The organism is Novosphingobium bradum (genome assembly GCF_042646485.1).
Lineage (GTDB): Bacteria > Pseudomonadota > Alphaproteobacteria > Sphingomonadales > Sphingomonadaceae > Novosphingobium > Novosphingobium bradum.
Map to the genome: position 1 here is coordinate 515,284 of NZ_JBHRTQ010000007.1, position 16,509 is coordinate 531,792.

14 protein-coding genes are annotated in these 16,509 nt (G+C 69.1%); 10 read left to right on the top strand and 4 right to left on the bottom strand.

The features are described 5' to 3' along the window. Genes ACFOD9_RS08355 through ACFOD9_RS08380 form a run of 6 tightly spaced genes read left to right on the top strand, consistent with a single transcriptional unit; the run spans position 1 to position 6,519 of the window. Complete coding sequence (locus ACFOD9_RS08355; RefSeq protein WP_379509629.1) at positions 1–1,587, top strand: NADH-quinone oxidoreductase subunit M; 1,587 nt, start codon at positions 1–3, stop codon at positions 1,585–1,587. Further along, positions 1,587–3,050, top strand: coding sequence for an NADH-quinone oxidoreductase subunit NuoN (nuoN, locus tag ACFOD9_RS08360; RefSeq protein WP_379509630.1), 1,464 nt, complete (start codon positions 1,587–1,589; stop codon positions 3,048–3,050). Before ACFOD9_RS08355 ends, nuoN begins: the two co-directional genes overlap by 1 nt. Next, the gene (locus tag ACFOD9_RS08365; protein ID WP_379509631.1) at positions 3,047–3,775 is read left to right on the top strand and encodes a biotin--[acetyl-CoA-carboxylase] ligase; all 729 of its coding nucleotides are present in this window, start codon (positions 3,047–3,049) and stop codon (positions 3,773–3,775) included. The genes nuoN and ACFOD9_RS08365 overlap by 4 nt, the downstream gene beginning before the upstream one ends. Before the next feature lie 12 nt (positions 3,776–3,787). Further along, positions 3,788–4,582 (top strand): type III pantothenate kinase, encoded by a 795-nt coding sequence (locus ACFOD9_RS08370; protein ID WP_379509632.1) that lies wholly within the window; start codon positions 3,788–3,790, stop codon positions 4,580–4,582. Between the two features lie 16 nt (positions 4,583–4,598). Then, a complete protein-coding gene (locus ACFOD9_RS08375) occupies positions 4,599–6,233 on the top strand; it encodes a ribonuclease J (protein WP_379509633.1) in 1,635 nt (544 codons plus the stop codon). A 4-nt stretch (positions 6,234–6,237) separates the two neighbouring features. Beyond that, complete coding sequence (locus ACFOD9_RS08380; protein WP_379509634.1) at positions 6,238–6,519, top strand: DUF1467 family protein; 282 nt, start codon at positions 6,238–6,240, stop codon at positions 6,517–6,519. A gap of 43 nt (positions 6,520–6,562) precedes the next feature. On the opposite strand, the gene ACFOD9_RS08385 is transcribed toward ACFOD9_RS08380, so the two are convergent. Beyond that, on the bottom strand, positions 6,563–9,169 hold the full coding sequence (locus tag ACFOD9_RS08385) for an ATPase (RefSeq protein WP_379509635.1): 2,607 nt from the start codon (positions 9,167–9,169) through the stop codon (positions 6,563–6,565). Between the two features lie 136 nt (positions 9,170–9,305). Between ACFOD9_RS08385 and ACFOD9_RS08390 the strand changes: the two genes are divergently transcribed. The 4 genes from ACFOD9_RS08390 to ACFOD9_RS08405 all read left to right on the top strand — a co-directional run bounded on the left by ACFOD9_RS08390 (position 9,306) and on the right by ACFOD9_RS08405 (position 13,325). Continuing rightward, complete coding sequence (locus ACFOD9_RS08390; RefSeq protein WP_379509636.1) at positions 9,306–9,608, top strand: Hpt domain-containing protein; 303 nt, start codon at positions 9,306–9,308, stop codon at positions 9,606–9,608. Between the two features lie 239 nt (positions 9,609–9,847). Then, positions 9,848–10,990 carry a hypothetical protein gene (locus tag ACFOD9_RS08395; protein WP_379509637.1) on the top strand — a complete coding sequence of 381 codons (1,143 nt, stop codon included), beginning with the start codon at positions 9,848–9,850 and terminating at the stop codon, positions 10,988–10,990. Positions 10,991–11,013: 23 nt separating this feature from the next. Continuing rightward, positions 11,014–11,913 carry a hypothetical protein gene (locus ACFOD9_RS08400; protein ID WP_379509638.1) on the top strand — a complete coding sequence of 300 codons (900 nt, stop codon included), beginning with the start codon at positions 11,014–11,016 and terminating at the stop codon, positions 11,911–11,913. Then, a complete protein-coding gene (locus tag ACFOD9_RS08405; protein ID WP_379509639.1) occupies positions 11,910–13,325 on the top strand; it encodes a sensor histidine kinase in 1,416 nt (471 codons plus the stop codon). Before ACFOD9_RS08400 ends, ACFOD9_RS08405 begins: the two co-directional genes overlap by 4 nt. Here the strand turns inward: ACFOD9_RS08405 and ACFOD9_RS08410 are convergent. From ACFOD9_RS08410 to gltX, 3 genes are all read right to left on the bottom strand, one after another. Next, positions 13,308–13,499: a hypothetical protein gene (locus ACFOD9_RS08410; protein WP_379509640.1), complete on the bottom strand. Its 192-nt coding sequence runs from the start codon at positions 13,497–13,499 to the stop codon at positions 13,308–13,310. The genes ACFOD9_RS08405 and ACFOD9_RS08410 overlap by 18 nt on opposite strands. A gap of 125 nt (positions 13,500–13,624) precedes the next feature. Further along, entirely contained in the window at positions 13,625–14,905 is a 1,281-nt protein-coding gene (locus ACFOD9_RS08415) for a citrate synthase (protein WP_379509641.1), read from the bottom strand. Positions 14,906–14,923: 18 nt separating this feature from the next. Further along, positions 14,924–16,375, bottom strand: coding sequence for a glutamate--tRNA ligase (gltX, locus tag ACFOD9_RS08420; protein WP_379509964.1), 1,452 nt, complete (start codon positions 16,373–16,375; stop codon positions 14,924–14,926). Positions 16,376–16,509: the final 134 nt, after the last annotated feature.

Genomic DNA, 16,509 nt, shown 5'->3' on the forward strand with positions numbered 1-16,509 from the left:
ATGACCGGCTTTCCCATCCTCTCGGCCATGGTCCTGGTGCCGCTGGTCGGCGCCGTGGCCAGCCTCGTCGCAGGCGACCGCGCGGCCCGCCAGATCGCGCTGGCCGCGACCTTGATCGACCTTGCGCTCGGCCTGGTGCTGTGGAGCGGCTACGACGTGGGCGGCGCCCAGTGGCAGTTCGTGGAACGCGTGCCGCTGTTCGCCGGCTTCTCCTGGGCGCTCGGGATCGACGGCATCGCGCTGATGCTGATCCTGCTCTCGGTCTTCCTCATGCCGATCTGCATCGGCGCGAGCTGGGAGAGCGTGACCAGGCGACAGGGCGAATACTATGCCGCTTTCCTGTTCATGGAAACGCTGATGATCGGCGTCTTCACGGCCCAGGATCTCTACCTGTTCTACATCATGTTCGAGGCCGGCCTGATCCCGATGTACCTGATCATCGGGATCTGGGGCGGGCAGGACCGGATCTACGCCAGCTACAAGTTCTTCCTCTACACCCTGCTCGGCTCGGTGCTGATGCTGATCGCGATGCTGTGGATGGCGCATGAAGCCGGCACCACCGACATCCCGACCCTGATGGCCTACGATTTCGCGCCATCCGCGCAGACCTGGCTGTTCCTGGCCTTCTTCGCCTCGTTCGCGGTGAAGATGCCGATGTGGCCGGTCCACACCTGGCTGCCCGACGCCCACGTCCAGGCGCCGACCGCCGGTTCGGTGATCCTGGCCGGCGTGCTGCTGAAGATGGGCGGCTACGGCTTCATCCGCTTCTCGTTGCCGATGTTCCCGGAGGCGAGCGCCCAGTTCGCCTGGCTGGTCTTCGCGCTGTCGATGATCGCGGTGGTGGCCACTTCGCTCATCGCCCTCGTCCAGCACGACATGAAGAAGCTGATCGCCTATTCCTCGGTCGCCCACATGGCCATCGTCACCATCGGCCTGTTCGCCTTCAACGTGCAGGGGCTGGAAGGCTCGATGATCGTCATGCTGAGCCACGGCCTCGTCTCGGGCGCGCTGTTCCTCTGCGTGGGCATCATCTACGATCGCCTGCACACCCGCGAGATCGATCGCTACGGCGGCCTGTCGATCAATATGCCGCGCTATGCGCTGTTCTTCCTGCTGTTCACCATGGCCTCGATCGGCCTGCCCGGCACCAGCGGATTCGTCGGCGAGTTCCTCTCTCTCGGCGGGATCTACCAGGTGTCTTCGTGGGTGGCGCTGGTCTGCACCACGGGAATCATCCTGGGCGCGGCCTATATGCTCTACCTCTATCGCCGCGTGGCCTTCGGGGACCAGAAGCAAGCCGATGCCGCGGCCATGACCGACCTCAACTTCCGCGAAATGGCCATGGTGGTGCCGCTCGGCCTCGCCGTGCTGTGGATGGGGGTCTATCCGGAATCGTTCCTGGCGCCGATGCGTAAGGACATTGCCGCGCTCGATGCGCGCCTGGCCCGCGCCAAGCCGGCTGGCGACGCGCAGCCGACCGCCGGCAAGCCTGTTGAACACGTTGCCGCAGGCGAGGGCGATTCCGCCCCCGAAGCGGTGGATCACGAGAATGCCGCTGCCGCGGCCGCCCATGAGGGGGCTCACTGATGGACTGGTCGCACGCGCTCCGGCTGACCGCCTCCGAGGAAATCCTGAGCCTGGCGGGCCTGGTCCTGCTGCTCGCCGCCGCCTGGTGCGGCGACAAGGCTTCGCGCGCCATTTCGATCGTGGCGGTGGCCGTGCTGGTCGGGGCCATGGCGCTGGTCGCGCCGGCGCTGTGCGGCGGCGCGATGGGGCCGGGGACCGAAGTGTTCTATGGCCAGTTCCGCGCCGACGCCTTCGCCAGCTTCGCCAAGCTGCTGATCTATGGTTCGGCCGCGCTCACCCTGGTGATTGCCCCGGCCTTCTTCGAGCGGGTCCGGGCCATGCGCGCCGAATTCCCGGTGCTGGTCCTGCTCGCCGCGCTCGGCACGGGCATGATGGTCTCGGCGACCGATTTCCTCACGCTCTACATCGGCCTCGAGATGAACTCGCTGGCCAGCTACGTGCTGGCGGCCTTCCTTCGCAGCGACGACCGTTCGGCCGAAGCCGGCCTCAAGTATTTCGTGCTCGGCGCGCTGGCCAGCGGCATCCTGCTGTTCGGCATCAGCCTGACCTACGGCTTCACCGGGACCACCCAGTTCGATGGCATCAGCGCCGCGATGAGCGGGGGGCTTTCGCTCGGCATGATCGTCGGGATCGTCTTCGTGCTGGCGGGGATCGGCTTCAAGATCGCCGCCGTGCCGTTCCATATGTGGACGCCCGACGTCTATGAGGGCGCGCCCACGCCGGTCACCCTGTTCTTCGCCACCGCGCCCAAGGTGGGTGCCATGGCCATGCTGATGCGCGTGGCGCTGGTCGCCTTCGCCGGCCAGGCGGGCGCCTGGCAGCAGATCGTGATCTTCGTGGCCGTGGCCTCGATCGTGATCGGCGCGCTCGGCGCCATCGGGCAGCAGAACATCAAGCGCCTGCTGGCCTATTCCTCTATCAACAACGTCGGCTTCATCCTGATCGGCCTGGCGGTGGCGACGCCGCAGGGTGCCGCGGCCATGCTGACCTACATGGCGATCTACGTCGTGATGACCGTGGCCAGCTTCGTGGTCGTGCTGCTGCTCAAGGATGCCGAGGGCAATCCGGTAGAGGGCTTCGCCGACATCGCCGGTCTCTCGCGCACCCGGCCGTGGCTGGCGGCGGGCATGGCGGTGGTCATGTTCAGCCTGGCGGGCATTCCGCCGCTGTTCGGGTTCTGGGGCAAGTTCGTGGTGTTCCAGGCGGCCGTTGCCGCAGGTTTCGTGCCGCTGGCCGCGATCGGTATCGCCGCCAGCGTGATCGGTGCCTTCTACTACCTCAAGGTCGTCAAGGTGATGTACTTCGACGAGCCGGCCAGCCGGGTCGCGGGGACGAGCGATTTCGCCCACCGGGCGATCCTGGTGGCGGCAGGCCTGATCCTTTCGCCGCTGGGCTACCTGCTGACGAAGTGGCTGGGCGGCCTGTCCGCAACGGCGGCCGCGGCCCTGTTCCCGATCACTTGATCGCTTTCGTCCCCGAAACCGGATCGACCAACGGCGAGATCGCGGCCCGGATCGCGGGCGGCGAGCCGGTGCCCGAGGGGGACTGGCTGGTGGCCGACCGGCAGACCGCCGGCCGGGGCCGCCAGGGCCGGGCCTGGCTCGATGGTGCGGGCAATTTCATGGGGTCGACCGTGGTCCATGCCCGCGCCGGTGATCCGCCGCTGCCCAGCCTGGCGCTGGTGGCGGGGCTGGCGGTCCATGCCGCGCTGGCGCCGCTCGTTCCGCCGCCGCTGCGCGCCGAGATCAAGTGGCCGAACGATGTGCTGGTAGCCGGAGCCAAACTCGCCGGGGTCCTGCTGGAACGCACAGGCGATGCCGTGATCGTGGGGATCGGGGCCAACCTCGCCTTGGCGCCGCAAGTACCGGGACGCGAGACAGTTGCGCTGTCGGCCTTCGGCCCGGCACCCGATCGGGATGGCTTCACCCAGGCTCTCGCCTCCGCCTTCGCCGCCGAACTCGCGCTGTGGCGCGCCGCAGGGCTGGAGGCGCTGGTTGCGCGCTGGACCATTGCGGCGCATCCTGCGGGCACCGCGCTGCTGGTGGGCGAGCCGGGCGAGGCGCCGCTGGCGGGCACCTTTGCCGGCCTCGATTCAACCGGAGCCTTGATCCTGACCCTTGGCGACGGCACCAAGCGCACGATCCAGGCGGGCGAGGTGCGTCTCGCCCCGCCTGGCCGGGCCGAATAGGGAACGCGAACCATGCTGCTGGCGATCGATCTGGGGAACACCAATGTCGTCTTTGCGCTGATCGACCTTGCCGCCCCGGGCGGCCCGGCGATCCGTACCCGCTGGCGCATCGCCACCGATCCACGCCGCACCGGCGACGAATATGCCGTGTGGCTTTCGCAATTGCTGGTCCTGGAAGGTCATGCGCGCGGTGATATCGACCAGATCATCGTCTCCACCGTTGTGCCGCGCGCCCTCCACAACATCGAGGTCCTGGCCGACAAGTATTTCGGCGTGACCCCGCTGGTGGCCGGGGTTGGTGCCGCGACCTACGGGATCGATCTCGATATCGACCAGCCGGCCTCGCTCGGCGCGGATCGCGCGGTCAATTCCGTGGCGGCCCATGCGGCGCACGGGGGCGATCTCATCATCGTCGATTTCGGCACGGCGACGACCTTCGACGTGGTGGACTTCAATGGCGCCTACAAGGGCGGGATCATCGCGCCGGGGATCAATCTCTCGCTCGATGCCTTGGTCGGCAACACCGCCAAGCTCCCCCGGATCGCCATTGGTGCGCCGAAAACCACCAGCGTGATTGGCACCAACACCGAGGATCAGATGCTGATCGGTGTGTTCTGGGGCTATGTGGCGATGATGGAAGGGCTGATCGCGCGAATGAAGGCCGAGATCGGACGCCCGGCCAAGGTGATCGCCACCGGCGGGCTTGCCGTATTGTTCGACGAACAGACGGACATCTTCGATTCCGTCGACGCCGATCTTACCCTGAACGGACTGGCCATCCTTGCACAGCGGGCTTGTGGCCAGTGACAGGAGTTTTCAAGGCATGACACCGGGCAAGGAGCTCCTATTCTGCGCGCTGGGCGGATCGGGCGAGATCGGGATGAACGTCAACCTCTACGGGTGTGACGGCAAGTGGCTGATGGTCGATCTCGGCATGACCTTCAGCGGCAACGAATATCCCGGCGTGGACCTGGTCTTCGCCGATCTCGATTTCATCGAGCGCGAGCGGGAAAACCTGATTGGCGTGGTCCTGACCCATGCCCACGAGGATCACATCGGCGCCGTGCCCTATTTCGCCGAGGAACTGGGCGTGCCGCTCTATGCCACGCCCTTCACCGCGCGGCTGGTGCGGGCCAAGTTGGAGGAGGCGGGGATCGCCTCGCGGGTCCAGCTCAACGTGGTGGACCACCTTGACCGCTTCGACCTGGGGCCGTTCGGCATCCGCTACGTGCCGCTGGCCCACTCGATCGCCGAGGGCAACGCCCTGGTGATCGAGACGCCCCATGGCCGCGTGTTCCACACTGGCGACTGGAAGCTCGATGACGAGCCGCTGATCGGCCAGCCGGCGACCAGCGAGGAACTGACCGCCATCGGCGACGAGGGCGTCCTGGCGCTGGTCTGCGATTCGACCAACGTGTTCAATCCCGAGGCTTCGGGGTCGGAAGGCGGGGTGAAGCGCGGGCTGCTGGCCGAGGTGGAGAAGCATCGCGGCAAGCGGGTTCTGGTCACCACCTTCGCCTCCAACGTGGCGCGCCTGCAAACCCTGGCCGAGGTGGCCGAGGCCAGTGGCCGGCAATTGTGCGTGGCCGGGCGCTCACTTGACCGGATCATCCAGGCGGCCCAGGCCAGCGGCTATCTCAAGAGATTTCCCGAGATAATCCGGGCCGATGCGGCCATGGACCTGCCGCGCGGCGATGTTCTGATTGTCGCCACCGGCGGGCAGGGCGAGCCGCGCGCGGCACTCGCCCGGATCACCGATGGCCACCACGACATTTCGCTGGAGCGCGGCGACGTGGTGCTGTTTTCCAGCCGCCAGATCCCCGGCAACGAGATCGCCATCGGTCGCATCCAGAACAAGCTGGCCGGCGACGGGATCACGATCGTGACCGACCGGCAAAGCCCGATCCACGTGTCCGGGCATCCCGGACGGCCCGAACTTCTCGCGCTCTACAGCTGGATCAGGCCGGAAATCCTGCTGCCCGTCCACGGCGAGATGCGCCACATGAGCGAGCAGGCGCGGCTGGGCAAGCAGGCCGGCGTTCCCAAGCAGGTGGTCCAGAAAAACGGCGATCTCGTCCGCCTTGCGCCGGGCAAGCCGGGCAAGTTCGGTGAAGTGCGCGCCGGGCGGCTGGTGCTCGATGGCGATATCATCGCGCCGGCCGACGGGCAGGGCATCATCATGCGCCGGCGCCTGGCCTTCAACGGGCTGGTCATCGTCGCGCTCGACGGGCGCGGCCATGCCAAGGTTGCCGGCGTGGGCCTGCCGCTCGAAGAGGATTACGAAGCCTTCTGCGCCGAAGCCCAGGCCGATGTGATGAACGCGGTCGGCAAGCTCAAGGGCGGCGCGCGCAAGGACAGCGAAGCGGTCACCGAGGCTGCCCGGCTCGCCGCCCGCCGCGCCGCCACCCGCTGGTCGGGCAAGAAGCCGCAGGTGCAGGTCATGCTGGTGGAGGGCTGAGGCCATGCGGTGGACTTCGATATCGGCGATCTACTGCCTGTTCTGGGTGCTTTCGGCCTTCCTCGTTCTGCCCTTCGGCGTCCGCACGCCGGATGAGGACAACAGCGCGGTGGCCCGCGGCCATGCCGACAGCGCGCCGGTGAACTTCAACCCGCGCCGCATCGCGCGCCGGGCCACCGTGGTCAGCCTGGTCCTGTTCGCGCTCTACTACTTCAACTACGTCAACGGTTGGATCACCGCCGCCGATCTTGACGTCAGCCGGTTCTATCCCGAGCGGCCGCGATAGGGCCGCCGTCCCGGATCGTTCCCGGGACGGCGCCCGTGCCGGATCAGCTCCGCAGCCGCTCGATCGCCTGGGCGAGGATCACGTAGAGCTTGCCCATGTCGGACGAGAGCAGGGTGACCCCCAGCGCGTGGCCGTCTCGGGTGGACAGCAACTGGCGCAGCATGGCCTCGAAATCGTGGATGTAGCGGCTGACGTGATCGCGGAATTCGCCGTCATCCTCGTAGATGCGCGCGATCTCGCGGCTCTCGTTGAGATCGACCAGCCGCAGCGCGCGGCGGGTGAAGACCCCTCGATCGCCCTTCAGGTAAGCCGCCCAGGCCGTGTCGGTAACCTCGGTGGAGAGCGCCTTGGCGATGTCGATCGCGTTGGAATTGAGGCTCTCGGTGATCAGGGCCACGCGGCGGGCGAAGTCGTTGTCGACCTGCTCCTGGGCCAGTTCGCGGGCGCGGGCGACACGGCGCTCGAGATTGCCGGCCAGTTCGTCGACCCGGGCGAGCTGGTCGCGCATCTGCAGCGCGGCCTCGCGGCTGACGCCGGCGGCATGACCGGCTGCCTGTTCGAGCCGGCCCACCGTTTCGGCGATGCGGCTCCGCATCACCCTGTCGATCGCGGCGGCGCTTTCTTCGCCCAGCCGATCGGCAAAGCCGGCGACAGCGCCTTCGGCATCAGTGCCGAGCGTGGCGACGGCGGCGCGGGCGGCTTCAGCGAGGGCCGCGGTGGCGCTGGCGAGCTGGCCCTGGGCGGCTTCGGCGGCCACCAGGTTGGCGCGCTCCAGTTCGGCCAGGCCATCGCGCAGCTGCGTCACCTGGCTGCCCTGGCTGGCCAGGCGATCATCCAGCGAAGCGCCCAGCGTGCCCAGTTCAGCCATGGCACCGGCCAGGCTCTCGCGCGTCTGGGCGACATTGGCTGACAGGCTCGCGCCATGGCCCGTGGCCTCGGCCACCAGCGCATTGAGTTCGCGCAGCCGCTGTTCCCAGGTGACCAGTTGCGCCTCGCCCGAGGCGAGCGCGGCAGGCAGCTGATCGCGCGATTGATCGGTCCCGGCCTGGAGCAGTTCGAGCAGGCGCACGGCCCCCTCGGTCAGCCGGGCGATCGCCGCATCGGTGCCCGACAGCGCCTCGCGGCTTGAGGCGAGCCGTTCGGCCAGGAGCTGGAGGCCGGTGCCAAGGCTTTCCTCCGCCTGGTTGCCGAAGGCCGAGATCGCGGCGATCCGCTCGCTCAGACCCTCGAGCCGGGCAGCGATGGCCTCACCCTGCTGGGCCAGGGATTGCTGGCTGGCGGCCTGCCGGGCCTGGCGGGCGGCGATGCCATCGTCAAACTGACTGAACAGCCCGTCGATCCGCGCCACTTCGGCATCGTGGCGGCGGGCCGCTTCGGTGAGGCGTTCCTCGATCTCGGCGGCGAACTGACGGTTGCGTTCGGCCAGCCGCGTGTCGAAATTGCCGGCCTCGGTCGAGAGCGAGGCGATCCGTGCCTGGGCCGCGGCCAGGGCATCGCGGTCAAGCTGGTCGAGCCGCTGGAGCATTTCGCGCAAGGCGGTTTCCACGCGCTCGCGATCGGCTTCCAGACCGGCGACCGCGCCGGCCTGGGCTTCGGCGAGGGCGCGGGCGAGGGCGGCGCTTTCATCGCGCAGACCGGCCAGCCGGGCGCGCAGCGAGGTCAGGGCCTCGCCTTCGTGGGCCTCCAACTGGGTGCGGGTCCGGCCTACTTCATCGGACAGGGCCTGGCCGCGGCGGCGGATCGCGTCGAGCGCGTCGGCCTCATCAGCGGCCATCCGTTCGCGCAGCGCCGCGCCGCGGTGTTCAAGTTCTTCGATCCGGGCGGCGACCACTGCCTGGACCTGGGCCAGCCGCCCGTCGAGCACGGCGAGCGAATCCTCGATCCGGGCGTGGATTTGCGTGGTGCGCTCCTGTGCGCCGGCGCCCGCGACCTCCAGCTTGCCGAAGCCCTCGGTCAGCCCGTCCAGCGCGCCCTGCGCCGTGCGCCCGGCATGGCCCACCGAATTGGCCACGTCCTTGGCCGAACTGGCGATCACCGGCAATTGCCCGCGCAGGCGCTCCATGTTGTCGAGCGCGGTGGTGCTGACCGTGGCGATGGCTTCCACCTGGGCGCCATTGTCGTGGACCAGGGCCTGGAGCCGGTCGGCATGGGCGGACAGGCGTTCGCCCGCCTGCCGGCCGAGCGAATCGAGGTCGCGGGCCTGGGCGGCGATGAATTCGCGCGCGAGGCTGAGTTCGCGGTTGACCACGGTCAGCCGTCCCTCCAGCGCGCCGGCCTCTGCGCCAAGCATCCGGGCGGCATCGCCGAAACGGGCCGCCTCGCGCCGGCTGGTGCGAAGCGTGATCAGCCAGACCACGCAGACCAGCAGGACCGGCAGTGACCAGTTGCCGATCAGCGCCACGCCATCGCTCGGGGTGATCCCGGCGGCGAAGCGGTGGCGCATGGCCCAGCCGAAGAACAGGCTCCAGCCGGCGATCGTGGCAAGGGTGAGGGCAGGGGCGAGGGCAGGGGCCAGCCAGCCACGGCCGCCGGCCTGGGCCGCTTCATCTTCCGGCGCGCCGGGCGAATCGGCGGGCACGGCGCTTTCGGCCGGCTCGCTGGCCCCCTGGGCCTCGGCCATGTTTTCCTCGGCCATGTTTCCATCGGCCATGTTTCCATTGGGCAGCGGCGTTTCGCCACCACCCCCGAACGCAACGATGCGTGATCCCCCGGTCATGGCTGGCAACCTATCATGGTTCGGCCGGCGATAAACCCCACCTTAACGCTAGCACCCTACGCTTGGGCGCATGGCATATGAGGCAGGTTCACTCGACGCGACGATCGCGGCCGCCGCCGGCGATGATCCGGCGCTGTTCGCCGAACTCAAGCAGGCCTTCGCCGAAAGCATCGCGCGCCAGATCGATCTGCTGGGCCGCGCGCGCTGCGATGCCAACTGGCAGGTCGCGGCCCAGCGGCTCAAGGGGATTGCCGGCAGCTTCCATGCCGAGGCGCTGATCGCGCTCGCCGAGGAGGCGATCGACGGCGCGCCGGGCGATCCGGTGGTGCTACGCCGCCTGCGGCAATTCCACGAAGGGTTCCTGGGCGCCTGACCACGGATCGGACTGGTCATCATCAGGCCGGTCATCATCAGGCCGGCTATCATCAGGCCGGCGGGCAACGCACCGGAAAACGGCACCTTCTGGCTATTGGCAGGATCGCGGTCCGGCCCTAAGACTTTGCGGCCTCGCGCTGGAGACGGAAACTGCGGGTCGCACTGCTGAGCATTATCGAACCGGCCGGTCCCGGCCATCCTGCCCCGCGGGGCCTGCTTCGCGTGGGTGGGGCGCAATTGGCGCGCCACCAGGTCACGCTGGCCCTGGCGGCCGGCTGCGGCCGGATTGTCGTCATGGCCCGCGAATACCTGCCCGAGATGGCCGAACTCCAGCGGGAGAGTGAGCGCGGCGGGGCCGCGTTCCACGTGCTCACCGGCTCGCGCGGCCTCTCGCCGCTGGTCTCCGCCGCCGACGAAGTGCTGGTCCTGGCCGAGGGGTTGCTGCCCACCACCGGCGATGCGCTGCGCCTGATCGGCACCGGGCAGGCGGTGTTCCTCCAGCCGGCTGAAAGCGGCATTCCCGCCGGATTCGAACGGATCGATCTCAATCATGCCAGCGCCGGGCTGATGCTGGTTCCCGGGCGCCTGGTCGATCGGCTGATGGACCTGCCGCCCGATGCCGATGCCGGATCGGCGCTGCTGCGGATCGCGCTTCAGGCCGGAGTTGCCCAGCGCCCGGTGCCCGATGAGGTGCGCGCGGGCGGCCGCTGGCTGCTGGTCCGCACCGAGGCCGAGGCCCAGGCGGCGGAAGACGGCTGGATGGTTCGCCACACCTCCGGCGGGCCGCCTACGCCCGGCCCTTTGCTCGCCCGCTACCTCGCCCGCCGGTTCGGCCCCGCCGTGCTCCATGCCAATGCCACCGGGCTGCTGGTGCCCTATGGCACCGGCTATCTCATCGCCCTGGCCGGCTTTGGCCTCGCCTGGTTCGGCCTGGCCTGGCTGGGGCTGGTCTGCATCGGGTTCGGCTGCGTGTTGCAGCGCACCGCGGCCCTGCTCGGCCGGCTCCAGCGCGAGGCGTTGGCCGTGCGGCTCGGCTCGGCCTGGCGCAGCGTGGTCTCGGCCGGGGTGCTCGACCTGCTGATCGTGGCCATCCTTGTTCTCGCCCGCGCGCCGCTTCCGGGGGAATCCCTGCTCGAACGCGGCTTTGCCCCGGCGGTGCTGATGGGCCTGGTCCGGCTCCTGCCACGCGCCTTTCCCGCCGGGTGGAGCGCGTGGCTGGCCGATCGCCTGCTCCTGTGCCTGCTGCTGGCGCTGATGGCCGCCGGTGGGGTGATCGCGCCGGGCCTGCTCGCCCTGGTCCTGCTGCTGCTGCTGGCCGGGCTCGTGCTCAGCCACCGCAACGACGGGTCCGGGCGGAGCAGCGCACTAACGCGAGCTTAACCGCGCAAGGCTATGCGATTCCCATGAACCTTGCCGATACCATGATGCCCGGCAGCGGCCCGGGGGCAACAGAGGCGCTGCTCGCCCAGCTTGCCCGCGAGGAGCGGGTGCGCGCGGCCCTGGGCACCCTGCTGCCGCAACTGGTCGGCGGCGACGATGCGCCGGTCCTGGCCGAGGAACTGGTCGTCCGCACCCGGGCGCTGCTCGCCGCGCTCGCCGCCGACCTGCTGCGCGACGGCGGCGAGGACCTGTCCGCGGCGCTCGCCGCCGCGCTCGGCGCCCGGCCGGCGGTCCTGGCCCATTGCCATGCCCTGGCGCTCGAAGGGCGCGTGGCCGAACGCCTGGCTGGCGCCGGCCTCGATCCCGTGCTCTCGCCGCTGATCGAGGCGCGAATGGCGGGTGATGCCGAAACGGCGGCCCTGGCGATGAACGCGCTGGCCGCCCAGGCCCGTTTCGTCTCGCGCCAGCGGCGGATGGAGGCGGTCGCCGCCGAACTCCCGGCCGAGGCGATGCACGAGGCGCTGGTCGCCCTGGCCGATGCCATGGGGCCGGGCGGCAACGAAGCGGCGGCCAGGCGCCGCGCCGATTATGACGAGGGCCGCACGCGCCTGGCGCAGCTCGCCCGGCTGGTGCTCGGCGCCGCCAGCGACGAGGGCGCCCTGCTCGATCCGGCCCGCGCCGGCTTCGCGCTGTTCGCCACCGCGCTTGCCCAGCGCGCCGGCGTCCCGCGCGAGGAAGCGGTGCTCGCTGGCGCGGCGGGACAGGACCTGCGGCTGGGCCTGCTGCTGCGCGCGGCGGGCATTCCGGCCGAGGCCGCCCGATCGGCGGTCGCTCTGATCCACCCTGATTCGGCCCTCCCGGGCGACTGGCTCGACCTTCCCGCCGCCCGCGCCGCCGCCCTGCTCGCCGGAGCCGAGGCATGACCGGGCTGCCCCCCGCCGATGGCGGCGCCGTGCTGGCCCGCGCCACCACCGACGGTCAAGGCCGGCTGGTGGATGCAGATGAGCCGCTGCTCGGGCTGCACTTGCGCTGCGGCGGAGAACTGCCCGGCGCCCTGGCCATTCCCGCCCTGCGCGAGGCGGTCGAGCGCGCCTGCGCCACCGGGCTGAAGCGCGCCGCCCCGCTGATCGCGCAGGACGGTTCCGAGATGGTCACCGCCTGGGTCGAGATCGAGCCCGTGGCCGGTGCCGACGGCGGCTGCCAGATCGCAGTGCGGCAATGGCACACGCTGCCCGCCACGCCCGAGGATGAACGGGTCGCGGCCCGCCGCCGGGCCAGGCTGGCGCGCCAGACCGCGGAATTCACGGCCCGGCTCGATGCACGGCAATGCGTGGTCGTGGCCGAGGGTCATGCCCCAGACCTTGCGGGCCTCGCTGAACGGATGATCACCCAGCCGGCCCGGCCGTGGACCGAATTCGTCACGATCGAGGGCAGCGCCCATCACCAGCCGCTCCACTGGCGCCTGCTGGATGGCGCCCCGGTGCGGATTGCCGGTTCGGAACGGGCCTGGCGGGCCGTCCTGCTCCCGGTTGGCGAACCGGCCGGCGCGCCCACCGGGTTCGAACTGCATTTCGTCGCGGATACCCCGTTCCCCACGCCGGCCGAGATCGGCGCCAGCCATGGCAAGGGCAAGACCGGAAGCGAGCCGGCACGGATGATCGGGCGTGAGGTTGCCCCCGTGCTGCGCCAGCCGATCGCCCGGATCGTCGCCAATGCCGAGACCATCCGCTCCCGCCTGATGGGGCCGCTGGCCGAGGAATACAGCGGCTATGCGGCCGACATTGCCGCCGCCGGCCAGCACCTGCTCGCCCTGATCGATGACCTGACCGATCTGGAAGTGGTTGAATCGGCAGAATTCACCACCTCGCCCGATCGGATCGACCTTGCCGAAGTGGCGCGGCAGGCCGCCGGCATCCTCGGCGTCAAGTCGCGCGAGCGCGGGATCGAGATCGATGCCCCCAAGCTGGGCGAAAGCCTGGCCGCCACGGCCGAGTTCCGCCGTGTGCTCCAGGTCCTGCTCAACCTTATCGGCAATGCCCTGCGCTATGCGCCGGAAGGCTCGCAAGTGTGGATCAGGCTGGAGCAGGACGGCGGCTTTGCCCGCGTGATCGTCGCCGACCAGGGGCCGGGCCTCGATGCCGCCCAGCAGGCCCGCGTGTTCGAGAAATTCGAGCGGCTCGGGCGCAGCGGCGATGGCGGCTCGGGCCTTGGCCTCTATATCTCGCGCCGGCTCGCCCGCGCGATGGGCGGCGAGCTTTCGGTGGAGAGCGCGCCGGGGCAGGGCGCGCGGTTCATCCTCAGCGTGCCGGCCGCCAGCTCAGCCGCGGCGGCGTGACACCCACAGCACGACGGCGCCGATCCCCGCAAGGATGGCGCCGTTCCATGCCCATTGCCGCTGGGCCAGCATAAAGCTTGAGCGCGGCCACATGACCACGCCTGTGCCCTGCCCGATCCACAGCAGGCCCATCACCACCGCGAGGATGCCGACGACCTTGAGGACCGGGCGCATGGCTTGTCAGCGCCTGTCGAGCGGAACGCAGTCGCGCTCGGTCGGGCCGGTATGGAGCTGGCGCGGCCAACCGATTTCTCTTGAGAAATCGGCACCTGGGCTGGCGGCCGCGCCTCTCACGACGCTTAGCGCTTGTCGACCGGCACGTAATCGCGCTGGGTCGGGCCGGTGTAGAGCTGGCGCGGGCGCCCGATCTTCTGACCGGGATCGGAGATCATCTCGTTCCACTGCGCCACCCAGCCCACGGTGCGGGCCAGGGCAAAGAGCACGGTGAACATATCGGTCGGGAAGCCGATCGCGTTCAGGATGATGCCCGAGTAGAAATCGACGTTGGGGAACAGCTTCTTCTCGATGAAATAGGGATCGTTGAGTGCCAGGTGTTCCAGTTCCAGCGCGGTCTCGAACAGCGGATCGTTGACCTTGAGCGCGTCGAACACCTCGCGCACGGTCTGCTGCATGACGATCGCGCGGGGGTCGTAGTTCTTGTAGACGCGGTGGCCGAAGCCCATCAGGCGGAACGGATCGTTCTTGTCCTTGGCGCGCTCGATATAGTGCGGGATCCGGTCGGGCGTGCCGATTTCCTTGAGCATATTGAGCGCAGCTTCGTTGGCGCCGCCATGGGCGGGACCCCACAGGCAGGCGATGCCGGCGGCGATGCAGGCAAACGGGTTCGCGCCCGAGGAACCGGCAAGGCGCACCGTGCTGGTCGAGGCGTTCTGCTCGTGGTCGGCGTGGAGGATGAAGATCTTGTCCATCGCGCTTTCGACAGCGGGGATCACTTCATATTCCTCGGCCGGCACGCCGAAGGTCATCTTGAGGAAGTTGCCGGTGTAGCTCAGGCTGTTGTCCGGATAGACGAAGGGCTGGCCGACCGAATACTTATAGGCCATGGCCGCGATGGTCGGCATCTTGGCGATCAGGCGGTGGCTGGCGATGCGGCGCTGCAGCGGATCGGCGATGTCGGTGGAATCGTGGTAGAAGGCCGAGAGAGCGCCAACCACGCCGCACATGATCGACATCGGGTGAGCGTCGCGGCGGAAGCCCTTGTAGAAGCTGCTCAACTGCTCGTGCACCATGGTGTGGCGCGAGATCGTGCGGGTGAAGGCATCCAGTTCCGGCTTGCTCGGCAGTTCGCCGTTGAGCAGCAGGTAGGATACTTCCATGAAGCTCGACTGCTCGGCCAGCTGGCCGATCGGATAGCCGCGGTGGAGCAGCACGCCTTCATCGCCATCGATGTAGGTGAGTGCGCTTTCGCAACTCGCGGTGCTGGTGAAGCCGGGATCGAAAGTGAACATCCCGGTCTGGCCATAGAGCTTGCGGATGTCGATCACGTCCGGGCCGACCGAGCCGCTCATGACCGGATAGTCGAATTCCTTGCCCTCGGCGCTCAGCTTCACATTACCCACCTGTGCAACTCCTTCTTGTCACGCGTGTTCGGCAGGTTCCGCCTGGGCGGCAATCCGCGCCAGGCTTTCGTCCTTGCCGAGCAGAACCAGAACATCGAAAATTCCCGGGGAAGTCGTCTGTCCGGTCAAGGCGGCGCGCAGGGGCTGCGCGAGCTTGCCGAGACCGAGCCCCCACTCGGCCGCAAGCGCCTTGAGAGTGGCTTCGAGAGCCGCGCTTGTCCAGTCCGATTGGGTCGAAAGTGATTGCACCAGCCGCGCGAGCAGGTCCCGCGCCTCGGCGGTGAGGAGCGTGGCGGCCTTCTCCTCCAGTGCGAGCGGGCGCACGGCGAAGAGGAAGGCAGCGCCGGCGGCCAGTTCACCCAGATCCTTGGCCCGCACCTTCAGCACCGGCATGGCCTTGGTCAGCAGGGCCAGGTCCGGCGCTCCGGCCATGCGCGATGCGACCAGCGCCGCAAGGCGGGCATCGTCGGCTTCGCGCAGGTAGTGGCCGTTGAGGTTCTGGAGCTTGGCCAGGTCGAACCGCGACGGGCTCTTGCCGACATGGGCGATGTCGAACCATGCGACGGCCTGGTCGCGCGCGATGATCTCGTCGTCGCCGTGGCCCCAGCCGAGGCGCAGCAGGTAGTTGAACAGGGCTTCCGGCAGGATGCCCATTTCGTCGCGATAGGCATCGACCCCCAGCGCGCCGTGGCGCTTGGACAGCTTGGCCCCGTCCGCGCCATGGATCAGCGGCACGTGGGCATAGGTCGGCACCGGCCAGTCCATCGCGTGGAGGATGGCGAGCTGGCGGAAGGCATTGTTGAGATGGTCGTCGCCGCGGATCACGTGAGTCACGCCCATGTCATGATCGTCGACCACCACGGCCAGCATATAGGTTGGTGTGCCGTCGCTTCGCAGGATCACGAAATCGTCGATTTCCTCGTTCCGCACGGTGACCGTACCCTGGACGAGATCGTCGATGATCGTCTCGCCTTCCCTGGGCGCCTTGATCCGCACGACGAAGGGCTGGCCCTGCGGCGCGGCATCGGCCGGGGCATCGCGCCATTCGCTGTCGATCCGGAAGGGGCGGCGCTCTTCCTGGGCCTTGGCGCGGCGGGCGGCGAGTTCGTCCTGGGTAAGATAGCAGCGGTAGGCGTGGCCCGATTCGAGCAGCTGGCGCGCCACTTCGGCATGGCGCTCCGACCGGGCGAACTGCATGACCGGCGTCTCGTCGCCGTCCAGGCCCAGCCAGTCCAGCCCGTCGAAGATCGCCGCGATGGCCGGCTCGGTCGAGCGGGCGCGGTCGGTATCCTCGATGCGGAGCAGGTACTTGCCGCCGTGATGGCGGGCGAACAGCCAGTTGAACAGGGCGGTGCGGGCGCCGCCGATGTGGAGATAGCCGGTGGGCGAGGGCGCGAAGCGGGTGACCACGGGGCGCGAGGCGGCGGGTCGACCACCGGTCGCTTCGCCTGACGCCGTGCCGCTTGCCATCATTGCGTGCTTCCTGTCCTATCTCGCGCATGACCCGCGATGCAGCACCTGTCGAGACCCCTGGGATCGCGGCACAGCCGTGGCCTGCCGAGTCCCGCCTGCCCTCCGGCGCTGCACTGCAACAGGCCCATTGG